This is a genomic window from Paenibacillus sp. FSL R5-0887 (assembly GCF_038002305.1).
GTDB lineage: Bacteria > Bacillota > Bacilli > Paenibacillales > Paenibacillaceae > Paenibacillus_AQ > Paenibacillus_AQ odorifer.
The window spans coordinates 665,636-686,451 of the sequence record NZ_JBBOCE010000001.1 but is presented as its reverse complement, the minus strand read 5'-3'; the positions used below and the strand labels follow the sequence as shown (position 1 = coordinate 686,451).

Below are 20,816 nucleotides of genomic sequence, written 5' to 3'. Positions count from 1 at the left end.
CTCTCTATGTATTGACTGCGCCGCAGGGCAAACGGTTTTGTTTTTTTAAAAAGTATGGCTTAAATAAAGAAAAAGGCTCGGCAAGAATGCCGAACCTTGATATGAATTGAATAAAAGTTACAGTAATTTTAGGATGAGGCTTTCTCCTGTAGTTCCCCGCTTGATCCAAGTGTAAGACCACTTTTTTGGGCAAACGCAGTTAACATTTCTTCCGTCTCTGAGCTTGTACGATGGTGGAAACACGCTTTGGCGATTCTTTTGGCATCCTTGGCCAATGTGTTCAGTGTGCGGTGTTTAACCTTCAGCAGCGCCTGCGGCGACATGCTGAGATCTCTAATTCCCAGCTCCAGCCAAAGAGGCAAAGAACGCTCATCCGCCGCCATTTCACCACATACACTGATATCAATCTTGGCATTACGTGCCGCTTCTACCGTCATACGGATCATTCGCAGAACCGCTGGATGGTACGGATGATACATATGAGCAATTTGTTCATTCATACGGTCTACCGCTAACACATATTGAACCAAATCATTAGTACCGATACTGAAAAAGTCAACTTCCTCAGCCAGTAAATCAGCAATCATAACCGCCGCCGGAACTTCAATCATAATACCCACAGGAAGATTCCGGTTAAAAGGGATATCTCGTTGCTCCAGCTCAGCTTTCACTTCTTCTAAAACAACTTTTGCCGCCTGCACTTCCTCTACGGAAGAAATCATTGGAAACATTAACTTTACATTCCCGTATGCACTTGCCCGCAAAATGGCACTTAGCTGGGTTTTGAACATATCTAATCGGTCCAAGCTAATGCGAATCGCCCGATAACCAAGGAAAGGATTCTGCTCTTCAGGCAGCTGGATATAATCCAACTGCTTGTCCCCGCCAATATCCAGCGTACGAATCACTACAGTGTTATTGCCCACCTTCTCGACAACCTGTTTATACACTTCAAATTGTTCATCCTCAGTTGGAAAAGATCTGCGATCCATATAAAGAAACTCCGTGCGGAACAGACCTACGCCTTCAGCTCCATACTTAAGCGCTATGTTGAGTTCTTTAACTGAACTGATATTGCCGGCAAGTCGCAGGTTCACACCATCCTTGGTAACAGCCTCCACGGTGGCGAGCAGTTCCAGTTGCTCTTTCTTTTTATGCTGTTTATCCCGAATCGCTACGTATTCATTTATCGTAAGTTCATCTGGATGGATTTGTACAGATCCGGTATCGCCGTCGATCACAAGCATGTCCCCGGTCTGAATAGGATTAGACAGATTATTCTCCAAGCCTGCTACAAGAGGAATACCTAGCGCACGAGCCATAATGGAGGAATGTGAGGTTTTACCGCCCATCATGGTGACAATACCTAGAACATAAGTTGGATTCAAGTGAGCTAGCTGGGAAGGAGACAACTCCTTCGCAACAAGAATATATGGCTGTGTATCCGATGGTAACGTAACCTCTGGAGCGCCTAAAAGATGTTTTAAAAGACGGTTTCCGACATCCTTGATATCCACCGCCCGCTCCTTCATGTACTCATCGTCTAGCAGATCAAACATCGCTACAAAATGATCAATCGCTTCTTTCACAGCTACTTCTGCCGCCTTGTACTGGCGCTCAATGATCCCGCGGATTTCACTCATGAACACAGGATCATCTAAGATCGCCAGATGAGCATCAAAAATACTCGATTCCTCCGGACCCACCACTTCTCTGAACTCTTTTTTGATGAATTCAATCTCGTCCTTAGAGGTACGGATACCTTCGTATAAACGCTCAAACTCCTTAGCTAGATCCACTGGGTTCACTTGTGTATCCGGTAAGCTCCATTCCCAGTTCGGCAAGACAAAGGCCTTCCCGATAGCTACACCTGCTGCTGCGCCTATGCCTTGTATCATCCTTCAATCCCTCCAACGTTACTTTCGTGTAAGACTACGGACATTACTGATGATTGCCCCTTTTTAACATTTTTAAATGGAGCATAGCTCCATGATTTGACTCGATCAGGATTCGTGATCACCATCGGTGTAGCCAATGAGGCCGCATGTTCACGCAAATAAGCGAGGTCGAATTTAACAAGCAATTGACCCGGCTCCACGCTGTCGCCTTCTTTTACAACCGCCTCAAAGGGTCCCTTGAGCTGTGAAGTGTCGATCCCTATATGCATGAGTACTTCCAACCCTTCCGGCGTCGAAATACCCACGGCATGCATTGTAGGATAGACGTGCATAACTTTCCCGAATACGGGTGAAGTAAGTTCCCCTTTTTCCGGCAAAAATGCAACCCCATCCCCCACTAGCTTAGCTGCAAAAATGTGATCAGGCACTTCCTCAATGGGCATCATTCTACCCTGCATTGGCGAACTGAACAGCACCTGCGGTAAATCACGAAGCATAAGCTTATTAATCTCCTCGCGGATCAGTTCTGAATACGTGCCAAATACTACCTGGACATTTCCGCCGCCTAGCTTGATAATCCCAGCAGAACCTAAACCTTTAAGCGCTCCAGTATCTATATATCGGTCATTATGAACGGTAAGCCGCAGACGGGTGATACAGGACTGCACTTGTACAATATTCTCCTTGCCTCCAAGCGCCTCTAAGATCAGCGGTGCCTGATAAGGGATATTGCCGGCCCAATCCCCAAGCTCTGAACCTTCTTCACGCCCCGGTGTCGGGATTTGAAAACGGCGAATCGCCCAGCGAAATAAATTATAGTATACAATCCCGTAGCCGATACCAATCGGAATCAGCAGCCAAGCCCTCTGTGACAAATGCATGTTCAAGAAGAAATCGATGGCTCCAGCCGAATAGGAGAACCCGTGATGGATTCCCAGCATGTAGGTCAGCACCATAGCGAGACCGGACATTACAGTATGTACCGCGAATAAATACGGAGAAGCAAATAAAAATGCAAATTCGATCTGCTCCGAAACCCCGGTCAGAAAACAAACCAACGCCGCCCGTACAAAAGTCTTTTTAATCTTGGGCTTCAAATCCTCGCGCGCTTCCTGAATAATTGCAAAAGCAATGGCAGGCAGCGCAAACATCATAATCGGAAACAACCCCGCCATAAAAATCCCCGCCGTAGGATCACCTGCAAAAAAACGCGGCAAATCCCCCTGAACCACAGCACTGCCATCAGGAGTCGTAAAATTCCCAAATTGAAACCAAAACACATTATTAAGAATATGATGTAGTCCAAAAGCGGTCAGAACCCTATATAGGACCCCATAGATAAAAACACCAAACCCGCCCGTCTGCAATATTCCCTGAAAAAGATTATCCAGCCCTATCTGCAGCAGCGGAGATATTCCTAACATTACCCATGCGAACCCGGCAGAAAACAAGCCCATGAACAGCAAAACAAAACGCGACCCTCCAAAAAACTGGATCGCCTCTGGAAGCTTAATATTTTTAAACCGGTTTTGCGCGACACCGGCAACGATCCCCAGCAAAATTCCGATTAGTGTTGCAGGTTGTACAAGCCCGTCTCCCATTTGGGTGACAATTCGGTCGTAAGTGAACATCCCAGCCAGCGCTGCAAGACCCGCTGTTCCGGCTTGATTGGATAACCCCCAGGCTACACCTACAGCGAACAAATAAGGCATATAATAAAATATTGCCTGCCCCGCGTAAGTAGCCACTTCAGACACCGAAGAAAGTCCCCATGCAGACCATGGTAAGCTGCCCAAACTCAGCAAAATGGCTGCTGCCGGCAGTACCATGGTAGGAAGCATTATGGCTCTGCCCAATTGCTGCAATGATCCGAGCCAATTCAAGGCTACCCTCTCCTTTCTTTCTATATTGAATGGTAAGCGCTGCGGGGATTTTTGTCAAAAGAAACTCATGAGATCATCACGTTACATTTTTAAAACAAATGTTCTCACATTCCACTAAACATTTATTCATTAGTATCCATAGAACGGCTGGTATTTACGTGAGGCTGATGAATACTACAGAGTCAGAATCGAGTTTAAGTGTACTTTGTGCAACTATTTATATCGGCGTTACTCTGAGCACCTTTTTAACTGCACTTCATACAACTATTTTTAGTGATTTTCCACTTCATCTAATCTTTGAGGCGTTTTAAGTGTACAAAGTACAACTATTTCGCATTTAGGTAGCTATTTTAGCGTTTTAGTTGTATAAAGTGCAATTATTCCCTTGCGCAGCTGTCCTATAGATGTCCCTAGCATACCTGGTCCGATCAGATCAGGTATGATTTGGTATGATTTGATTTGATTTGATTTGGTCTGGTCTGGTCTGAACTGATCTGATCTCAGAGCATTCGCTTCATAACATCGAACTTTTCTCCCCCATTAACTAGCTTCAACACCCTAAACTCACAGTTTGGAATTCCACCTGAGTTTAAGTGTACTTTGTGCAACTATTCATATCGACGTTACTCTGAGCACTTTTTTAACTGCACTTCATACAACTATTTTTAGTGATTTCCCACTTAACCTAATCTTTGAGGCGTTTTAAGTGTACAAAGTGCAACTATTTCGCATTTAGGTAGCTATTTCGGCGATTTAGTTGTATAAAGTGCAATTATTCCCTTGCGCAGCTATCGTATAGATTCACTAGCATACCTGGTCCGATCAGATCAGGTATGATTTGGTATGATTTGGTATGATTTGGTATGATTTAATCTGATTTGATTTGGTCTGGTCTGGTCTGGTCTGGTCTGATCTCAGAGCATTCGCTTCATAACATCGAACTTTTCTCCCCCACTAACTAGCTCCAACACCCTAAACTCACAGTTAGGAATTCCACCTGAGTTTAAGTGTACTTTGTGCAACTATTCATATCGACGTTACTCTGAGCACCTTTTTAACTGCACTTTATACAACTATTTTTAGTGATTTTCCACTTCATCTAATCTTTGAGGTGTTTTAAGTGTACATAGTACAACTATTTCGCATTTAGATGGCTATTTTAGCGTTTTAGTTGTATAAAGTGCAATTATTCCCTTTCCCAACCTCCTAAAGATCTTCTTACCACATTTGATCTGGTCTGAGAGCCTTCACCTCATAATACCGAATTCTTTCTCCCTGATTAAACGGCTTTAACAACCCCTTCTCACTTAATGATTGCAGCAATCGACGCGCCGTACGGAAATTAATGCAGAAATGCATGGCCACATCCTTTGGACGAACCGGTCTACCGAGACGCCAAGCGAAACGCAGAACCTCTTTTTCCTCAGATAAAATAGTTACGCTAGCAGATTTACGCGCCAAGTAAGGCGCCAGCACCAGTTGCAACAGCATCCGGCAGACCTCGGGACGTTGCTGGATATCATCAAAAGAAAAATGAATCATCCTCCAGCCCATCCCAGTCAAAAAAGTGTCCCGATTTACTGAATAGTTGAATTTCTCGCGGTCCATATCTTTCACATGGCTTTGATATCCATCACACTCGATCCCAAAGCTGCTGCCCGTCTGTGGAAGATAAGCAAAGTCCAGAAATTGTGATTTACGATTCCAGTCATATACTTCGTATTCTGGATGCAAATCGCCTAGGGACTCAAACATAGGCCACCATACATTCTGCAAAAATAGCTTTTCCGCAAAATTATGTCCTCTAACCAGCCTCCCTCTTCTTTCACCTGTTCTTGATTTCATATGCTGGTCGATAAACAAACCATGCGCTTCTTCAAACTCCATAACCTATAGCCTCCCCTACAAAATAAAAAAACGCCCTTCACCGCAAAAAGCGGTTTAAAGGACGTTCTTCGTCTAATCTTATTATAACTAGCTCAACAGGCGTTTTACATTAGAAATCGCACCTTGCGTTACACAATACCACTTATTTTGGCTAAACTTCATCATCTAAGTTTGCATTAGCCACAGCATCATAAATTTAAACCTAGTTAGTTTATTCCACTTTTGCTCGTTCTCGCCAGTTTGCTCATTCTTCACCAGTTAGTTCGTTCTTCACCAGCTAGTTCGTTCTTCACCAGTTAGTTCGTTCTCGCCAGTTTGCTCATTCTTCACCAGTTTGCTCATTCTTCACCAGCTAGTTCATTCTTCGCCAGTTTGCTCGTTCTTCGTCAGTTCTTTGTGACGTCCGTTGGTCAACGCTAACTATAATCACTACACATTTAACTCAGTGTTTAGTTTAACAGTTATATAACCGAACCTACTGCCGGCTACGCCCATGCATTGTGATCGCTTCTTCGACCTTGATGCAGCGGTCCATAATGGCGATCATACCGTGCTCAGCGGCGATTTCAGCGGCTTCCGCGCTAACTATACCCTGCTGGAGCCACAGCACACGTGCGCCAATGTCAGCTGCCTCCTGCGCGACCTTTGCGCAGTGTTCGCTTCGACGAAATACATTGACGATGTCCACTGGCTCTGGAATTTCTGCTAAAGTGTGATAACACTTTTCTCCCAGGATTTCTCCGTCCACCGTTGGGTTAACGGGAATGATCCGATATCCCCGGCTTTGCATGGCGCCCGCGACCATATAAGAGGTACGATCTGTTTTGTCTGATAAGCCGACAACAGCAATGTTACCTGCGGAAGCAAGAATATCTCCGATCTGCTCCCGACTTGGATTCTCAAAGCTCATAAGTAGTGCCCCTTTCCATAGTTACACTTAATGATCCTTGTTTTACTGTAGCTAGATATGCTAGCTCCCTTATTCCTATTGTACCCACTCCACATTCGCACCAAGCGCACGCAAGTGATCAAAATATTGCGGATAAGATTTTGCCACATGATGTGCATCCTTAATCAAAAGAGGTTGACGCGCACGCAAGCCTACTACGGATAGTGCCATAATTACGCGGTGATCATAATGCGCATTAATGGTGACTCCGCCTTCGACACCTTCGGGCATGCCGTGAACAATAATCTCATCGCGTCGTTCTTCTACCTTGGCTCCGGCACGGGTTAACTCTGCCAAGTAATCGGTAATGCGATCACATTCCTTATAGCGCAAATTCTCAACATTGTAGAATCGGGAGGTACCTTCTGCAAATACTGCAGCAGCCACCATGGCCAGTACCGCATCTGTTGCAGCATCTCCATCGAATTCAACAGCTTTTAGGATACCGTTCCCTTGGACATGTACTGTACCCTCTTCATGTGTAAGAGGAACTTCCATCATCCGCAGTACATCAACAATGGCTCTTTCACCTTGTTTACTTTGTTCTGCAAGACGGTGAATTTTCACATCCGACTTTGTAACGGCAGCCGCCGCAAGGATTGCCGCAGAGCCTGGGTAGTCACCTTGAACAGTATATGATTTAGCTGCATAAGCTTGACGACCTGGAACTTTAAAGGACATGTAATCATCCGCGGCGTGCACCACAATACCTGCCTGCTCCAACACTTCCAAGGTTTGGCCCACGACAACCTTCGATTTCAAATCATCGAGGACAATAATTTCACTATCTTCTTCAAGCAATGGTGTCAGAAACAGTAGAGCACTTAAGAACTGGGAGCTTACTGCACCAGAGACAGTAATTCTGCCTCCAACCGGTTTACCCCCACGGATCGTGATCGGCAGTTTCCCTTCATTATGCTCCACCTGAACACCTAGCTGTTCCAACGACACAATCAAGTCGTCATGCGGACGTTTGCCCAATGAGTCTGGATACGTATTTACAAAAGTAACCTCAGGACTTAACGCGGCCACAGCCATAAGAAAACGCAGCACTGCTCCGGCATTTCCTACATTAAGTTCTTTAACGTCTTTTGGGTGACGTCCGAAGCCTTGAATCACAATCTTTTCCTCATCTTCTGTAAGCACAGCACCCAAATCTGCTATGCAGCGGCGGATCGCGTCGCTATCCTCACTATGTGCAGGATGATAAATCGTACTTACTCCTTCAGACAATGCCGCAACCAGCAGATAACGTGTCGTATAGTTTTTGGAAGAGAGGGCTCCAAATTCTCCTTGCAGAGATGGCGTTGGCCTAACAATAACGTCCATAATATAAACTCTCCTTAGTAGATGTAGTGGGTATGTAATGCTCGTTTGACAGGGTATTCTGTTCTTGTGTTATCATTAAACCATTCTTCTGATGAAAAGAGGTCAAACCCATGCATAATGTACCACAAATCACACCGCAAGAATTACGGCAGTGTATAGAGACAGGTGAAGACCTTGTACTCATCGATGTTCGCGAAGACGATGAGGTGGCCTTTGGGATGATTCCCGGAGCACAACATATCCCTATGGGAGAAATTCCGCACCGTACTGAGGATATTCCAAGTGACGCCAAAGTGATCTTCATTTGCCGTTCCGGTGCCCGCAGCCAACGTGTCTGCGAATATCTACAGCAATTTGGTTATAACGCTGCGAACCTTAGCGGCGGTATGATTGAATGGAATGAGACACTCTCTTAAAAGCTCAACCGCGGTAATGCATTAAAATATGTTGCGACACTTCTGCCGCAGTCAGTCCCGTTGTATCGACCGTGTAATGCGCGAATAGGTATGCATCCTGGCGATCTTCCATGATTCGTCTGACCCGTTCTTCTGCATTGCCGGCGAGCAGCGGACGATTCTCATCCCCGCTAACACGTGCAATAATCTCTTCCTCAGTTGCCGTTAGCGCAACTACATGCCCTTTACTCAGCATTAAGGCTGTATTCCCCGGCGCCAATACCGCGCCTCCACCAGTGGATATTAATTTATTCTCAGACTCTAGCATTTGCTTTAGAACCGCAGTTTCTACGCCTCGAAAGTATTCCTCACCATCTTCTGCGAAGATTTCTGCAATGCTTCTGCCTTCAGTCTCAATAATGACATGATCCAAATCAACCAGCTCATAGCCCAGCTCCTCGGCCAAAATAGCACCAACAGTTGACTTACCAGTCGCCATCATCCCTACTAAAATAATGTTTTTGTTCTTATCTTCCTGACTCATCGTTTTTAGTTCTTCTGTATCCCCAGCCATGACTATCCTCCAACCGCGATATTTGTCATATCATAACACAGGGTCAAAACATTAGACAATCCGCTTCTTCCAGTAAAAAAAGACCCGAAAGGCTCCCCATTTCTGGTGAAGCCGTCCGGGCCGCTTGTCATACCGTCAATTAGATTATTCCGCTGCCATCCAGTTGTGGTGGAAGACGCCTTCTTTGTCCACACGTTTGAAGGTGTGAGCGCCAAAGTAATCACGTTGAGCCTGAAGCAAGTTAGCAGGCAAACGTTCTGTACGGTAGCTGTCATAGTAAGCCAATGCGCTGGAGAATCCAGGGACTGGAACACCCAAAGTTACCGCAGAAGCAATGACTTTACGCCATGCAGATTGGTAATTGTCCATAACATTCTTGAAGAAAGGATCAAGAAGCAGATTCTTAAGCTCTGCATTGTTCTCATAAGCATCTGTGATATTTTGTAGGAAACGGGAACGGATAATGCAGCCGCCGCGCCAGATTTTAGCCAGCTCGCCATATTTCAGATCCCAACCATATTCGTCGGAAGCTACGCGAAGTTGAGCGAAACCTTGCGCGTAGGATACGATTTTGCTCGCGAACAATGCTTTACGCACGTTCTCTATGAATTCGGCTTTGTCACCTTCAAATGTTGTTGCTTCTGGTCCGTTAAGCACTTTGCTTGCTTCTACGCGCTCATCCTTCATAGCAGACAGGAAGCGGGAGAATACGGATTCGGTAATCATGGACAGAGGTACACCAAGATCTAGTGAGCTTTGGCTTGTCCATTTACCAGTACCCTTTTGGCCAGCGGAATCAAGGATAACGTCAACCATAGGTTTGCCGGTTTCTTCGTCATATTGAGCAAAGATATCAGTAGTGATCTCGATCAGGTAGCTGTCGAGCTCGCCGCTGTTCCACTCTTTGAAAATATTGTGAAGTTCTTTTGCATCCAGACCTAGAACATCTTTCAACAACTGATAAGCTTCACAGATCAATTGCATATCACCATATTCGATACCGTTGTGCACCATTTTAACATAGTGTCCTGCACCGTCAGGTCCGATATATGTACAGCAAGGCTCTCCGTCCACTTTGGCTGAGATTGCCGTTAGGATAGGCTCTACAAGTTTATACGCACTTTCTTGACCACCTGGCATAATCGAAGGACCTTTAAGAGCACCTTCTTCACCACCGGAAACTCCAGTACCGATAAAGCGGAAACCTTTTTCTTCCAGTTCTTTACTACGACGAACTGTATCAGGGAAGTAAGCATTCCCTCCATCGATAATGATGTCGCCTTGATCAAGATGCGGCAGCAGTTGCTCGATGGTAGCATCAGTAGCTTTACCAGCTTGAACCATGATCAGAATTTTGCGCGGTGTTTCCAGCGAAGCTACAAATTCCTCAACGGAAAATGTGCCTACGAGGTTTTTACCTTCCGCTTCAGCAAGAAGATCATGTGTCTTCTCCGGGGAGCGGTTGAATACGGATACGGAAAAACCTTTGCTTTCGATATTTAGAGCCAAATTCTTGCCCATTACCGCCAAGCCAATAACGCCGATTTGTTGTTTTGCCATCTGGTCCTCCACCCTTTGCACCCTATATTTTTGTGAAATCCATTTCTCGCAGTATAAGAATACCACCCTTTATCAGAGACAGCAAAGCCTGCCCTGCGAATAGAGATCAATTTCATTGACAAATTCAGTCTAAGAAATGATCACAATGACTATTTTAACGTTTTTAACGTCAGAAGTGAACCCCTGTCTGCAAGTTCCAATACAAATATAAGACACCCCGATGAACGGGGTGCCTTGAAAGAACATTTGCGGCACTTGCTTACCATTCTAACATAAACAATTCCTTGGTCAAAAAGGCAAGCTCAGCTCGACATTTGTCCGCGCGAACCGTATCTCCAGCCTTTAGGGCATCATTTAACCGATCCAACTGTTCATCCACTTCAATTCTCCGCTGGCGAACCCGTTCTTCCCCTTCAATAGAATAAAAGAGTCTTGTCAGCTCCTCATCTGTGAGCATAGGTCCCTTCTGATATAACACGCGCTGCTGATAACCAGAAATTTCAACTAGGCGAATCACTTCGCCAAACAAAATATTTTCAATAATAATCTGCCGATCCCGGAAACGTTTAACGATTGCATGCCCGCGCATATCCCCAATTAATTTCTCCATCCACTCTGACAAGCGAGCATCACGGATCATATAATCACCCACAAGCTTATAGCCGTCTTTAATCCTTTGAAACCGCAATTTCACTAACTTACGACCCGTACGGACCGAAATCACAAAGACCTGTTCATTCTCGCTCCAATATAGGGAATAACCTTCTTGAATCAAATCCTTGATCAGGTCCTGGATATGCTGTCTGTCGAACCGCAGTTCCAGGTTACAATACTCCACCTCTTCGTTTTTGTTCACGGCACTCCCCCCTAACAGCTTCACATCTGTAAAGCCAACCTTCATTAGTTCAATTCCAGAGTAATCATGGCTGCCGGACCTCTTCTTGAGTTAACTTCCTTTTTGCGTTCGTCTTAATCTTATTTTATACTTCAGTTTATGTAGCGGTAACTTGGTTTATTGACTATTTTTACCCGCAACAGCCTTTCTCCAAACGCTGATCGAGAATTTTAATGCCTTTTAGTCCTTTTGGAGCATAAACGTTCTAGTCCTTCAGCTGCACAGTGTCATACAGAAGACCTTCGAAACTTACTTCCGTTATATCGTATATCCTTCTAATTTTCTAAAAAGCCGCTGATTTACCGGATCATTCTCCGGTTATCAGCGGCTTTTTTTCCTCAGCTAGTCTTAAATTTCTGTTTCGTTCTATGCACGATAAGCAGATGCAGCCCGAAGAGCAGCAACATTACAATGGCACTTGCCAGGAATGGGACACCATGTCCTACATGATCCCATAATCTACCTGACAATACTGGCCCCGCTACCATTCCTGAGCCTTGGAGTGTCAAGAACAGCCCCCAGACCGTCCCTCGTTCCCCCTTAGGAACTTGCTTAGCCAGAAAGGCATTCCATGCCGGGAGGATAAGCGCGTAGCTTATACCGACCAGCGCAACCGCGATAAAGGCAAGTGGCAGCCAGCGAACCTGAGAGAAAAAGGCCAGCGAAAAGGCAGCTAACAAAAAACCTATATTCAGAAACACCGTTGTCCCTATACGGTCCACCAGCTTACCTGCGGGAATAAGTGCAAGAACTGTAATCCCTCCCCCTGCAATGAGGAGCAAACTGAATTGATTGGGACTAACATGCAGCTCTGTACGTGCAAACAAGGTAACTACAGGTGTCATCAAGCCAATGGCGAAGGCCTGTAGGAACAACGCCGGGTACAGCCATCTGCTGACTTTCAGGGTAGTTCTCACCTGATGCAGCGTTCTTTTTATACTTTCTAACGGACTAAGCTTTTTACGCTCCATTGCTCCGCCAAGTCCATGCATGTCCCTCACGACAGCATGAGACCCGCTAGAAGAGATTCGTTTAGGTAAGAAAAGGGCTACTACAACTACAGCGGCAGCACAACCTAACAAGACTAGAAAAGCTACGTGATAGCTTTGTCCACCCTGATCCATTAAAAAATTCACAACAATTGGACCGATTCCTGTTCCTGCGAGAGAAGCCATCTCAACAGCGCCCATGGCCGCACCACTGCTGCCGCTTTTGGTTGATCCGGCCAGCTCGGTAATCCCGGTCATCACACATGGCCAAAGCGGTGAGGTCCCGATCCCAAGAATGAGACAGGCGATGGATAACGCAACGGCCGTTTTGGCATAGATGATCAAACCAATGGCTACTAGAATCAGCAGCAATGCACTTGTCATCGTCCAGCGGAACCCTATGCGCTCCATAACCCAGCCTGAAGGGCTGCGGAAGACGTTGTCCCCCAAATACTGTAGGGCAAAAGCGAATCCCACTACTGTCACCGACAGCCCCAGTATATTCTCCATATACACTGGCAATAAAGCAACAAGCAGCGAACCTTTAACAAATTCAACTAAAAAAATAATTACCCACATCTCAACAATAAATGGTGATGCTAAACTAATATTCATCCGTTGTTCAGCTTTCGTGGACATTCTATCACATCCAAATCCTAGTATTCTGAAGATTGTTTTGTTATACTGATGCTTGCCTTAAAAATTAACTATTCGCGAAAGGTTGTGACAGCATTAAATGAATCAACACCGTACTCCCCTCTTCACAGCTCTAAAAAAGCATGCCGCCGGCAATCCAGTTCAATTTCATATTCCCGGGCATAAGAAGGGGCTAGGAACCGATGCCGAATTCCGTGAGTTTATCGGCGATAACGCTCTATCCATAGATCTAATCAACATCGCACCGCTTGATGATCTACATCAGCCAACTGGCGTAATCCAGGAGGCTCAAAAGCTGGCTGCGAAGGCTTTCGGCGCCGACTATACGTATTTTAGCGTACAGGGCACGAGCAATGCCATCATGACGATGATCCTCTCTGTCTGCTCACCGGGTGAAAAAATAATTGTGCCGCGTAACATTCATAAATCCGTAATGTCGGCCATTATCTTCTCCGGAGCCAAGCCTGTGTTCGTCTCGCCTGTACAGGATGAGAATCTCGGGATAGATCACGGCATAACCACCAGTGCGCTGGAACGAGCGTTAAAGCGTCATCCAGACGCTAAAGGAGTTCTAGTTATCAATCCAACGTACTTCGGCGTATGTGCCGACCTGCGTTCGATTGTCGACCTGGCTCACCGTTACGGGGTACCCGTTCTGGTGGACGAGGCACATGGAGTACTGATTCATTTTCATGAGGATCTGCCGGTGTCGGCCATGCAGGCCGGTGCGGACATAGCTGCCACTAGTGTGCATAAGCTTGGTGGTTCCATGACGCAAAGCTCGGTACTGAATCTAAATGCGAAGACTGGGCTGATTAACCCACAACGGGTGCAGACCATTATGAGCATGCTGACTACAACATCAACCTCATATATTTTATTAGCGTCTCTCGATACATCTAGACGCAATCTCGCGCTGAACGGACATGAAATGGCGGAAAGAACCATCCAATTGTCCAACTACGCACGCGAGACCATTAACACTATCGAAGGCTTGTACAGCTTTGGTAAAGAAATACTTGGAACAGAAGCAACTTTCGATCTAGATCCAACCAAACTTAACATTCACGTTCGCCATTTAGGGATCACTGGTTACGAAACCGAAAACTGGCTGCGTGAGAAATACAACATCGAAGTTGAACTGAGTGACATGTATAATATTCTTTGCCTTATTACCCCAGGTGATACTCAAGAATCAGTAGATAAATTATTAGCTGCTTTACGGGTGCTATCCGCTATCCATTATAGCAAGGGTGAAATCTATGAACTGAAGGTTCAGGTTCCAGAAATCCCGCAGCTTGCTTTAATTCCAAGAGATGCTTTTTATGCTGACACTCAGTTAGTTCCGTTCCGCGAATCTGCTGGGTACATCATTGCAGAGTTTATCTATGTATATCCACCGGGGATACCGATTCTCCTCCCTGGCGAAGTCATTACTCAGGATAATATCGACTACATTATCGACCACGTCGAAATCGGCCTGCCGGTTAAAGGGCCTGAGGACCGCAGCATCACTAATGTTAAGGTGATTGTTGAAGCCGATCCTATATCCTAAGATCTATTTTTTTCCTTAAAAACTTAAATCATTTATACAAAAACCCGATACCATAATGAGTATCGGGTTTCTGTATATAAGCATCAACTGTTCCATTCACATAGAACAGCTTAAGTTTAGTCGCTAGAATCTATTCTTGCTGAGCAAGCAGATTGTTGTAAGCTTCTTCAACAGCTTTCCATTCTTCTTCATCTTCGATATTATACAATACCATTTCTTCGTCTTCTTCTTCCATACGCAGAATAATGCCGTCTGCTTCTGGATTCTCGCGCTCTAACAACAGAGCATATAATTTCTCGCCTATGTCGAACGTTTCTACAAGCACCATTTCCACATCTTCGCCCTGCTCGTTCGTCAAGGTCAGCACAAACTCCTCGTGCTCATGGTCGTGATCATGCCCGCAACCGCATGCTTCACCATGCTCATGTTTGTGATCGCTCATTGTAATACCTCACTTTGAATTGTATTATCCTACATCTGGTATCGTACCACGTTAGATTAGTTCAGGTCAATTTAGAACACCTAATTTAACGCTGTTATTACCTTCTCCGACACAAGTACGTAATCGGCATTTTTGGAGGGCTTAATATAGAAGCCTACCCGGTATTTGCCCGCTTCTTTAAAATCATAAGTAAACTCCGAGGTTGGAAACCAGAAATTATCCTTCTGCGAGCCTTCAAGCACCTGTGACTGAATATCCTTAACGTTTCCAGACGGATCTGTCATGGCCACTTTCACAGCTGAAATCTCTTCGGTCAGACTATCTACCTGAGTTAATATCTTTATTTTCAGCTTGCCTACATTGACATTGCCAAAAACCGTATCCCCTTTAAAAAGTACAATATGGACATTAGGTTTAAGGATCGTAACTTTCCCAGAACCGTCCCAAGTAACAACCCCGCCTGTTTCTCTAGCAGGAATGTACGTTTTTCCATCAATTAGATAACCGCCGTCTACAATTTCTTTTCCGTTGCTCCATACTCTAATTTTCTGATTAACGGAATCGGCGAATAATAATGAGCCACCCATTAAGGAAAAAGCAAACACGCACAAAGTGATTTTTTTCCATCTATTCATTTGAGACCCTCCAGATAATTCATGCTGTTAATATATACTTACTTTGTTTCAGCAAGTTGCGCTGATTTCAGGTAAATATTTCATTGATCTTGCGAAAAATGATATTATGGTCTTATTCGAAGTAGAAACATTAGCTATAACCGATTTCAGGAGGGTTCTTTCTTATGAGTCTAAGCCTACAAATGCTAGGAACAGGCAATGCTTTTGCGAAAAAATATTTTAACAACAATGGCTTGCTGCTAGATGAAAATTACACCCTGCTGATTGATTGCGGGATAACAGCCCCGCTTGCCATGCATAGACTTGAAAAATCCTTCAGTGACGTAAATGCTACGCTCATTACACATATTCATGCAGATCATGTTGGAGGGCTGGAAGAGCTTGCGCTAACCTTAAAGCATGTGCACGGTAAAAAAATGACCTTACTTCTTCCGGAGACACTTATAGAGCCCTTGTGGAACAATACGTTAAAGGGAGGTTTATACCAAGAAGATGCTGTATCTTCCTTATCTGATATCTTCGATGTTAAGCCCATGCAGCCTGAAAATACCTACAAGCTCTCTCCTACTCTTTCATTAGAGATCATACAAACACCGCATATTCCCGGGAAAAACAGTTATTCCCTTCTAATAAACAACGAGATTTTTTATAGTGCGGACATGACCTTTCAGCCGGGTCTACTGATTAGCCTTGTGCGGGAGCGCGGGATCCGGATCATCCTGCATGACTGCCAACTAGGTGGAACAGGCGTTGTTCACACCACGCTGGAAGAGCTGATGTCTCTGCCTAAAGATGTTCGCGAGCGGATCAAGCTCATGCATTATAGCGATGAACAACCAGATTTCGTCGGACTTACAGGAGAGATGGAATTTTTAGAGCAGCATGTGAACTATAAACTCTGATCTTTACAAAAAAAAGCCGTACATAAACGTCTGTAGACGTATGTACGGCTTTTCGTGTTGAACTATGAAAATGTCGGCAAATTATCCAGATTGTTAGTTGGATCTCCATCCGCATCTCCGCGAATATAAGTTTCTCCATCCTTACCTTTAAAAGCGTTCACTCCGGCAATATTTCCAGCCTGTACTTCTTGCAGGGCTTGGTCATACGCCAGCACACGTCCTGTAGAGGTCTGGAAGCTTGTTAAATCGCCATCCCCATTTTTTTGAACAGCTACGAAAGATTCACGTTCGTTATTTGGCACTTAAGTTCGCCCCTTGCACTTGGATTTGCCATCATTCGGCACATCCTAGCTTGCGTAGAGCGTCCAATAATTATGTGCGCCAATCTTTAAAGCATTTTTTGCATACGTACATGTAATATACCTGCATCATAAAATGGTTCTGTAGAAATAACTTCATAGCCGAGTTTCTTATAGAAATTCTCTGCCTGACACTGAGCATCTAGAATTGAAGCTTCCAGTCCAAGCTCCCGAGCAAGCTCTTCCATCGCCAGTAACAAGACACGTCCGTATCCTTTGACCCGATATTCTTTCAATACGGCGATGCGCTGCATTTTAGCCGTACCTGCTTTGTAATAGATCAATCTACCCGTTGCTACAGGTATCCCTTCATCTATAATCAGAATATGGTGCGCATTCGGACTGATGGCATCATATTCGTCAATTTCTTCCTCGGCCGGTACCTTTTGTTCCTCAACAAATACTTTAGTGCGGATATCCAGCCCCATCTGAAGCTGTTCCTCTGTAGTTACCCGTAAGATTTCTGCCGCCATGTTAGTTGCAAACTCCTCTCTCTATATAGCCAACGATAGTTGTCTATTATATAAAATAATGACAAGAAAGAAAAGCCTACACATGGAATCCTTAACCTCTCAGTAGACTAATCCACAGAATATACTTCTTCAGGGATTGAACGGTTATATACGTCTTGCATCACAGGTGACAACGGAGGATACTGACTTTTAGATTTGCCATCCAGATTGGTCATCTCATTGATTTCGATAACTTTTGCGGGTTTCGCCGTAGAACACCCCACTACACCCAGCAGTAACAATAGGCAAACGCCGACTTCCCATTTCACAATTTTAGACATAAAAAAGCTCCTTTCATCGCAGCTGCATTTATACTCACTACAGCTTTGACGATTCAGGAGCTTTATAAACAATAGGAGCTATTCATTCCAGTTTCCCTCTTAGAGATTGACGTTTCCAACCAAATGGACTAAATACATCATCCCAACCAAAAAGCCTGCTAAAACAAAATAAGCTGTCCCATATTTCCAGCGTGTATTGGCTGGCACATCGTAATACTTATCATTATCGTGTACGGTACAGCTAATGTCACATTGCATTTTTAAATGAAGACCATTCTCTAACGTTACTTGCTCCAGCTGCGAAATTCTTACCTTTTCAATAATACATTGCTGTGGCAGTGTAGCTTTTCCATAATAATTCAGCTGGTCCCATCTGACCACAACATACTGCTGTCTCTCTAGATCACTGTAGGTAGTAAAAGGTAAATCCCGGCGATGCTCAGCTCCTGGAATCATGTAACCCGCCTCTCGCAAGGGCTCCACGGGAATTAAGAACCCCTTAGTCACAGACTGCGGGCGGTTGTTGTTACGTCTTTTCACATATTTATTATACAGATCGTAAGCAAACATTGCCCAGATGATAAAGAACAAAATCGAACGCAAGTAAACGATTATAGCTAAGCCACCCACCAGACCCACAAGCCACAGCCAGCGCGTAACTGCGGTAGCAATACGTCCACCGTCTAGCGGATGGATTGGCAGCAGATTAATCAAATTAAGTAATAAGCCTATATAAGCCAGGGAATAAAGAAGCGGACTATCCATATAGTATCCCGCTCCAAAAACAGCAGTAGCCCCAATAGTACCCAGAATCGGTCCGCCAAAAGCAACATACGCTTCTGTCTTCGCATCCAGCGGATGTTTTTTCATAGTAATTAAGGCGCCTAAAAAAGGAATAAATAACGGAGCGCTGACGGGTAGCCCGATCCGCTTAGCGGCTATAACATGTCCCAATTCATGAACAAGCAAAAGCAGGACGATACCTATAGCAAACCCCCACGGATAAATCAAAGCATATGCTCCTATAGAAACCATCATGGAAATTAACGGCCCGGCAATTTTACCTATTTTCAGCAGAGACAAAATCGCCTTTCCTTTTAACAGGAGCATGGCGGCTCCGCCCCCCAACCATTTCAGCGGAGTAGAAGTATTCTTTTTCTGCTCATTTTGCATTTGCGGCAAGATCACAAGCTCCTTTATCTTTCAATTTTAAGAAACTACTGTACAGTTCCATCTATCTTATCATAGAAGCATTAAGGATATTTCTACAGTGAGCCCTTTGGAAAGTATACGACGCAACTTTTAGAAACGTTTCAGCGTCAAACCAACTATCTTGGATAAATTTTACTGCCAGATAAAGAAAGGGTTGGTTCATATGCTCTCTTTTCACTCCAAAGCTTGGTTATCCGTCTTAATGCTCTCAACACTTTTACTCCCTGCCACCATGTCAGCAAGCTCTTCATTAACTGTATCGGAGTCCTCTGCGCTCGCCCAAGCTTCCTCTGCTAATACTTCGCAAGTATACTACCAATTTGGCGTTCCTGGTGGAAACATAGGCGGACCTGCGCTGCTCAAAAATGGTGTAATCTACGTAGATGTTCGGGGGATCGCTGGGCAAGCTGGCTTAAAAATGGAATGGGATAAATCCGGCAAACGTGCTCTATTCAAAGGCTGGACTAAAAGTTTTGCTATTCGAATCGGGAGTCAAACAGGCGTGCTTGACGGGAAAGCGGTAGATCTAGGAGGAATACCTTTTAAATCCAAAGAAGATGGGATATATGTGCCGGCCCGTTTTATCGTTAAGGCTTTCGAAGGCAGCCATCTCCGTCTGGACTCCACAACGAACACACTTTTAGCAGATGATCTGAAGACCTACAATGTTTTCACAGAATCCTTTGGAGGGCGTACCTATACGCTGGTCAAAGCTAATGGTGATTTATATGTCTCACAAGGCAAGGATACGGTGATAAAACTCACTTCACTCCAAACAAACTTTGACTGGGCAGGAATGAAGATCGAGAAAACGGCGGGGGGTCTGCTAGTCATTAAGATTATTGATTCCTATGGAGAGCCTCATATTAATACACGCGAAATCACACTCATATTCAAAAATGGTGCATTACTACGCAAGGCCACATTCGCTTACCAGTTCAGAGGAGATGCGGATTTCAAACCTTATGATGGCAACCTCATCTTGCATGATGGTAATACCTTACGTTTCATCCAAGACGGCACAGGCAATGTAATAGATACTCTTGATCTTGTAAAGCTGGGTGGCGAGGAAGATGCTTACTATGTAGAAAGCATTGATAAAGAAATCATACTGCTTCGTGGAAATCAGAATGGATTGCTAACCTTAATCGACCGCCAAACAGGCGAGCGAACCCTTTTGTATAAGGAGCTACTCACAGCAAAGGATCAGGAATATGCGGAAAATAACGATGTTCCTTTTAAAGGAGATACTTTGAAATTCGTAAAACGGAGCGGTGACAAATTGTATTTTATAAATGACTCACCGCTTACTGGCAAAAAAGAAGTTATCTACTCCATTGAAGCTCATTCCAATAACACCAAGAATAATACTGATTAGAAAGTACAGCACAAGCATGTGTATTGATTAAAGAACTAATCGAATCCTCCTCAGTGATTATCCCTGAAAATTAACCTTCCTACATATAGGCAAACGCCGTGAACGTTGTAGGCAAAGGACCATAGACTGTTATCAGGATTGAAACATTCGAGGAGGATATCCATGGAATCAAATACAAATTTTCATCAACAGGTCGCTTGGAATTGCATGAATAAATATGTAGGTATAGTAACGACTGATGGTCAATCCTTTGACGGCTTCATCGCTCACGTGGATCAGAACTATATCACCCTAGCGGTTCCCAGCAATGAAATGGTCGATCGTATGAACGGAATGCCTGCCGAGCAGTCGAACTATAGACAATTCGGGTTCCAGCCCGGCTTTTACCCAAGACGCCGCTTCTATCCACGCCGTATCCCTTTTTTCGGAATAAGCAGTCTATTTCTACTCCCGTTTTTTATCTGACTCGGTGCAGGGGGATGAAGGGTCATCCCCTTTCTAGCTATTTAACTACTTAATCGGAG

General features: G+C 44.6%; 20 protein-coding genes. 5 read left to right on the top strand and 15 right to left on the bottom strand.

All coding sequences use genetic code 11. The annotated features are described in order from the left end of the window. Nucleotides 1-128 precede the first annotated feature (128 nt). From ptsP to aroA, 5 genes are all read right to left on the bottom strand, one after another. Entirely contained in the window at nt 129-1,898 is a 1,770-nt protein-coding gene (gene ptsP / locus MKY14_RS03085; protein ID WP_076279821.1) for a phosphoenolpyruvate--protein phosphotransferase, read from the bottom strand. Continuing rightward, the gene (locus tag MKY14_RS03080; RefSeq protein ID WP_036686132.1) at nt 1,895-3,781 is read right to left on the bottom strand and encodes a glucose PTS transporter subunit IIA; all 1,887 of its coding nucleotides are present in this window, start codon (nt 3,779-3,781) and stop codon (nt 1,895-1,897) included. The genes ptsP and MKY14_RS03080 overlap by 4 nt, the downstream gene beginning before the upstream one ends. A gap of 1,218 nt (nt 3,782-4,999) precedes the next feature. Further along, entirely contained in the window at nt 5,000-5,668 is a 669-nt protein-coding gene (locus MKY14_RS03075) for a hypothetical protein (protein WP_076280830.1), read from the bottom strand. Between the two features lie 475 nt (nt 5,669-6,143). Next, nucleotides 6,144-6,578, bottom strand: a complete 435-nt coding sequence (locus MKY14_RS03070) for a CoA-binding protein (RefSeq protein WP_076104783.1) — start codon at nt 6,576-6,578, stop codon at nt 6,144-6,146. A 75-nt stretch (nt 6,579-6,653) separates the two neighbouring features. Further along, nucleotides 6,654-7,946 (bottom strand): 3-phosphoshikimate 1-carboxyvinyltransferase, encoded by a 1,293-nt coding sequence (gene aroA / locus MKY14_RS03065; protein ID WP_076129118.1) that lies wholly within the window; start codon nt 7,944-7,946, stop codon nt 6,654-6,656. Between the two features lie 110 nt (nt 7,947-8,056). On the opposite strand from aroA, the gene MKY14_RS03060 reads away from it, so the two are divergent. Continuing rightward, nucleotides 8,057-8,362 (top strand): rhodanese-like domain-containing protein, encoded by a 306-nt coding sequence (locus tag MKY14_RS03060; RefSeq protein WP_076279825.1) that lies wholly within the window; start codon nt 8,057-8,059, stop codon nt 8,360-8,362. Between the two features lie 4 nt (nt 8,363-8,366). Here MKY14_RS03060 and MKY14_RS03055 read toward each other — a convergent pair whose 3' ends face one another. The 4 genes from MKY14_RS03055 to MKY14_RS03040 form a co-directional block, all read right to left on the bottom strand. Continuing rightward, on the bottom strand, nt 8,367-8,915 hold the full coding sequence (locus MKY14_RS03055) for a shikimate kinase (protein ID WP_254847616.1): 549 nt from the start codon (nt 8,913-8,915) through the stop codon (nt 8,367-8,369). A gap of 144 nt (nt 8,916-9,059) precedes the next feature. Beyond that, nucleotides 9,060-10,475: an NADP-dependent phosphogluconate dehydrogenase gene (gene gndA / locus MKY14_RS03050; RefSeq protein WP_038570246.1), complete on the bottom strand. Its 1,416-nt coding sequence runs from the start codon at nt 10,473-10,475 to the stop codon at nt 9,060-9,062. A gap of 259 nt (nt 10,476-10,734) precedes the next feature. After that, a complete protein-coding gene (locus MKY14_RS03045) occupies nt 10,735-11,331 on the bottom strand; it encodes a hypothetical protein (RefSeq protein ID WP_340975760.1) in 597 nt (198 codons plus the stop codon). A 377-nt stretch (nt 11,332-11,708) separates the two neighbouring features. Beyond that, nucleotides 11,709-12,998 carry an MFS transporter gene (locus MKY14_RS03040; protein WP_076183344.1) on the bottom strand — a complete coding sequence of 430 codons (1,290 nt, stop codon included), beginning with the start codon at nt 12,996-12,998 and terminating at the stop codon, nt 11,709-11,711. Nucleotides 12,999-13,095: 97 nt separating this feature from the next. Here MKY14_RS03040 and MKY14_RS03035 point away from each other — a divergent pair, with 97 nt between their 5' ends. Next, nucleotides 13,096-14,571 (top strand): aminotransferase class I/II-fold pyridoxal phosphate-dependent enzyme, encoded by a 1,476-nt coding sequence (locus tag MKY14_RS03035; RefSeq protein ID WP_036686120.1) that lies wholly within the window; start codon nt 13,096-13,098, stop codon nt 14,569-14,571. Between the two features lie 130 nt (nt 14,572-14,701). Here MKY14_RS03035 and MKY14_RS03030 read toward each other — a convergent pair whose 3' ends face one another. Together MKY14_RS03030 and MKY14_RS03025 are read right to left on the bottom strand one after the other, a co-directional pair. After that, complete coding sequence (locus MKY14_RS03030) at nt 14,702-15,013, bottom strand: DUF1292 domain-containing protein (protein ID WP_036686118.1); 312 nt, start codon at nt 15,011-15,013, stop codon at nt 14,702-14,704. Between the two features lie 80 nt (nt 15,014-15,093). Beyond that, the gene (locus tag MKY14_RS03025; RefSeq protein WP_036686116.1) at nt 15,094-15,648 is read right to left on the bottom strand and encodes a copper amine oxidase; all 555 of its coding nucleotides are present in this window, start codon (nt 15,646-15,648) and stop codon (nt 15,094-15,096) included. Between the two features lie 164 nt (nt 15,649-15,812). On the opposite strand from MKY14_RS03025, the gene MKY14_RS03020 reads away from it, so the two are divergent. Next, on the top strand, nt 15,813-16,550 hold the full coding sequence (locus MKY14_RS03020) for an MBL fold metallo-hydrolase (protein WP_340975759.1): 738 nt from the start codon (nt 15,813-15,815) through the stop codon (nt 16,548-16,550). Between the two features lie 62 nt (nt 16,551-16,612). On the opposite strand, the gene MKY14_RS03015 is transcribed toward MKY14_RS03020, so the two are convergent. The 4 genes from MKY14_RS03015 to MKY14_RS03000 form a co-directional block, all read right to left on the bottom strand. Beyond that, nucleotides 16,613-16,852: a DUF3892 domain-containing protein gene (locus tag MKY14_RS03015; RefSeq protein ID WP_036686113.1), complete on the bottom strand. Its 240-nt coding sequence runs from the start codon at nt 16,850-16,852 to the stop codon at nt 16,613-16,615. Between the two features lie 86 nt (nt 16,853-16,938). Continuing rightward, a complete protein-coding gene (locus MKY14_RS03010) occupies nt 16,939-17,382 on the bottom strand; it encodes a GNAT family N-acetyltransferase (protein WP_076129114.1) in 444 nt (147 codons plus the stop codon). Nucleotides 17,383-17,489: 107 nt separating this feature from the next. Then, on the bottom strand, nt 17,490-17,702 hold the full coding sequence (locus tag MKY14_RS03005; protein ID WP_076129113.1) for a hypothetical protein: 213 nt from the start codon (nt 17,700-17,702) through the stop codon (nt 17,490-17,492). A gap of 99 nt (nt 17,703-17,801) precedes the next feature. Further along, the gene (locus MKY14_RS03000) at nt 17,802-18,875 is read right to left on the bottom strand and encodes a site-2 protease family protein (protein ID WP_340012723.1); all 1,074 of its coding nucleotides are present in this window, start codon (nt 18,873-18,875) and stop codon (nt 17,802-17,804) included. Nucleotides 18,876-19,077: 202 nt separating this feature from the next. On the opposite strand from MKY14_RS03000, the gene MKY14_RS02995 reads away from it, so the two are divergent. Continuing rightward, a complete protein-coding gene (locus tag MKY14_RS02995; RefSeq protein WP_340975757.1) occupies nt 19,078-20,292 on the top strand; it encodes a copper amine oxidase N-terminal domain-containing protein in 1,215 nt (404 codons plus the stop codon). Nucleotides 20,293-20,454: 162 nt separating this feature from the next. Beyond that, entirely contained in the window at nt 20,455-20,757 is a 303-nt protein-coding gene (locus MKY14_RS02990; protein WP_036686108.1) for a hypothetical protein, read from the top strand. The last annotated feature ends 59 nt before the right edge of the window (nt 20,758-20,816 follow it).

Coding starts and splice junctions, on each gene's coding strand:
- MKY14_RS02995 (WP_340975757.1), top strand. CDS start 19,078: ATGCTCTCTTTTCACTCCAAAGCTTGGTTATCCGTCTTAATGCTCTCA.
- MKY14_RS03030 (WP_036686118.1), bottom strand. CDS start 15,013: ATGAGCGATCACAAACATGAGCATGGTGAAGCATGCGGTTGCGGGCAT.
- MKY14_RS03070 (WP_076104783.1), bottom strand. CDS start 6,578: ATGAGCTTTGAGAATCCAAGTCGGGAGCAGATCGGAGATATTCTTGCT.
- MKY14_RS03060 (WP_076279825.1), top strand. CDS start 8,057: ATGCATAATGTACCACAAATCACACCGCAAGAATTACGGCAGTGTATA.
- gndA (WP_038570246.1), bottom strand. CDS start 10,475: ATGGCAAAACAACAAATCGGCGTTATTGGCTTGGCGGTAATGGGCAAG.
- MKY14_RS03005 (WP_076129113.1), bottom strand. CDS start 17,702: ATGTCTAAAATTGTGAAATGGGAAGTCGGCGTTTGCCTATTGTTACTG.
- MKY14_RS03055 (WP_254847616.1), bottom strand. CDS start 8,915: ATGGCTGGGGATACAGAAGAACTAAAAACGATGAGTCAGGAAGATAAG.
- MKY14_RS03000 (WP_340012723.1), bottom strand. CDS start 18,875: ATGCAAAATGAGCAGAAAAAGAATACTTCTACTCCGCTGAAATGGTTG.
- aroA (WP_076129118.1), bottom strand. CDS start 7,946: ATGGACGTTATTGTTAGGCCAACGCCATCTCTGCAAGGAGAATTTGGA.
- ptsP (WP_076279821.1), bottom strand. CDS start 1,898: ATGATACAAGGCATAGGCGCAGCAGCAGGTGTAGCTATCGGGAAGGCC.
- MKY14_RS03010 (WP_076129114.1), bottom strand. CDS start 17,382: ATGGCGGCAGAAATCTTACGGGTAACTACAGAGGAACAGCTTCAGATG.
- MKY14_RS02990 (WP_036686108.1), top strand. CDS start 20,455: ATGGAATCAAATACAAATTTTCATCAACAGGTCGCTTGGAATTGCATG.
- MKY14_RS03040 (WP_076183344.1), bottom strand. CDS start 12,998: ATGTCCACGAAAGCTGAACAACGGATGAATATTAGTTTAGCATCACCA.
- MKY14_RS03020 (WP_340975759.1), top strand. CDS start 15,813: ATGAGTCTAAGCCTACAAATGCTAGGAACAGGCAATGCTTTTGCGAAA.
- MKY14_RS03025 (WP_036686116.1), bottom strand. CDS start 15,648: ATGAATAGATGGAAAAAAATCACTTTGTGCGTGTTTGCTTTTTCCTTA.
- MKY14_RS03075 (WP_076280830.1), bottom strand. CDS start 5,668: ATGGAGTTTGAAGAAGCGCATGGTTTGTTTATCGACCAGCATATGAAA.
- MKY14_RS03035 (WP_036686120.1), top strand. CDS start 13,096: ATGAATCAACACCGTACTCCCCTCTTCACAGCTCTAAAAAAGCATGCC.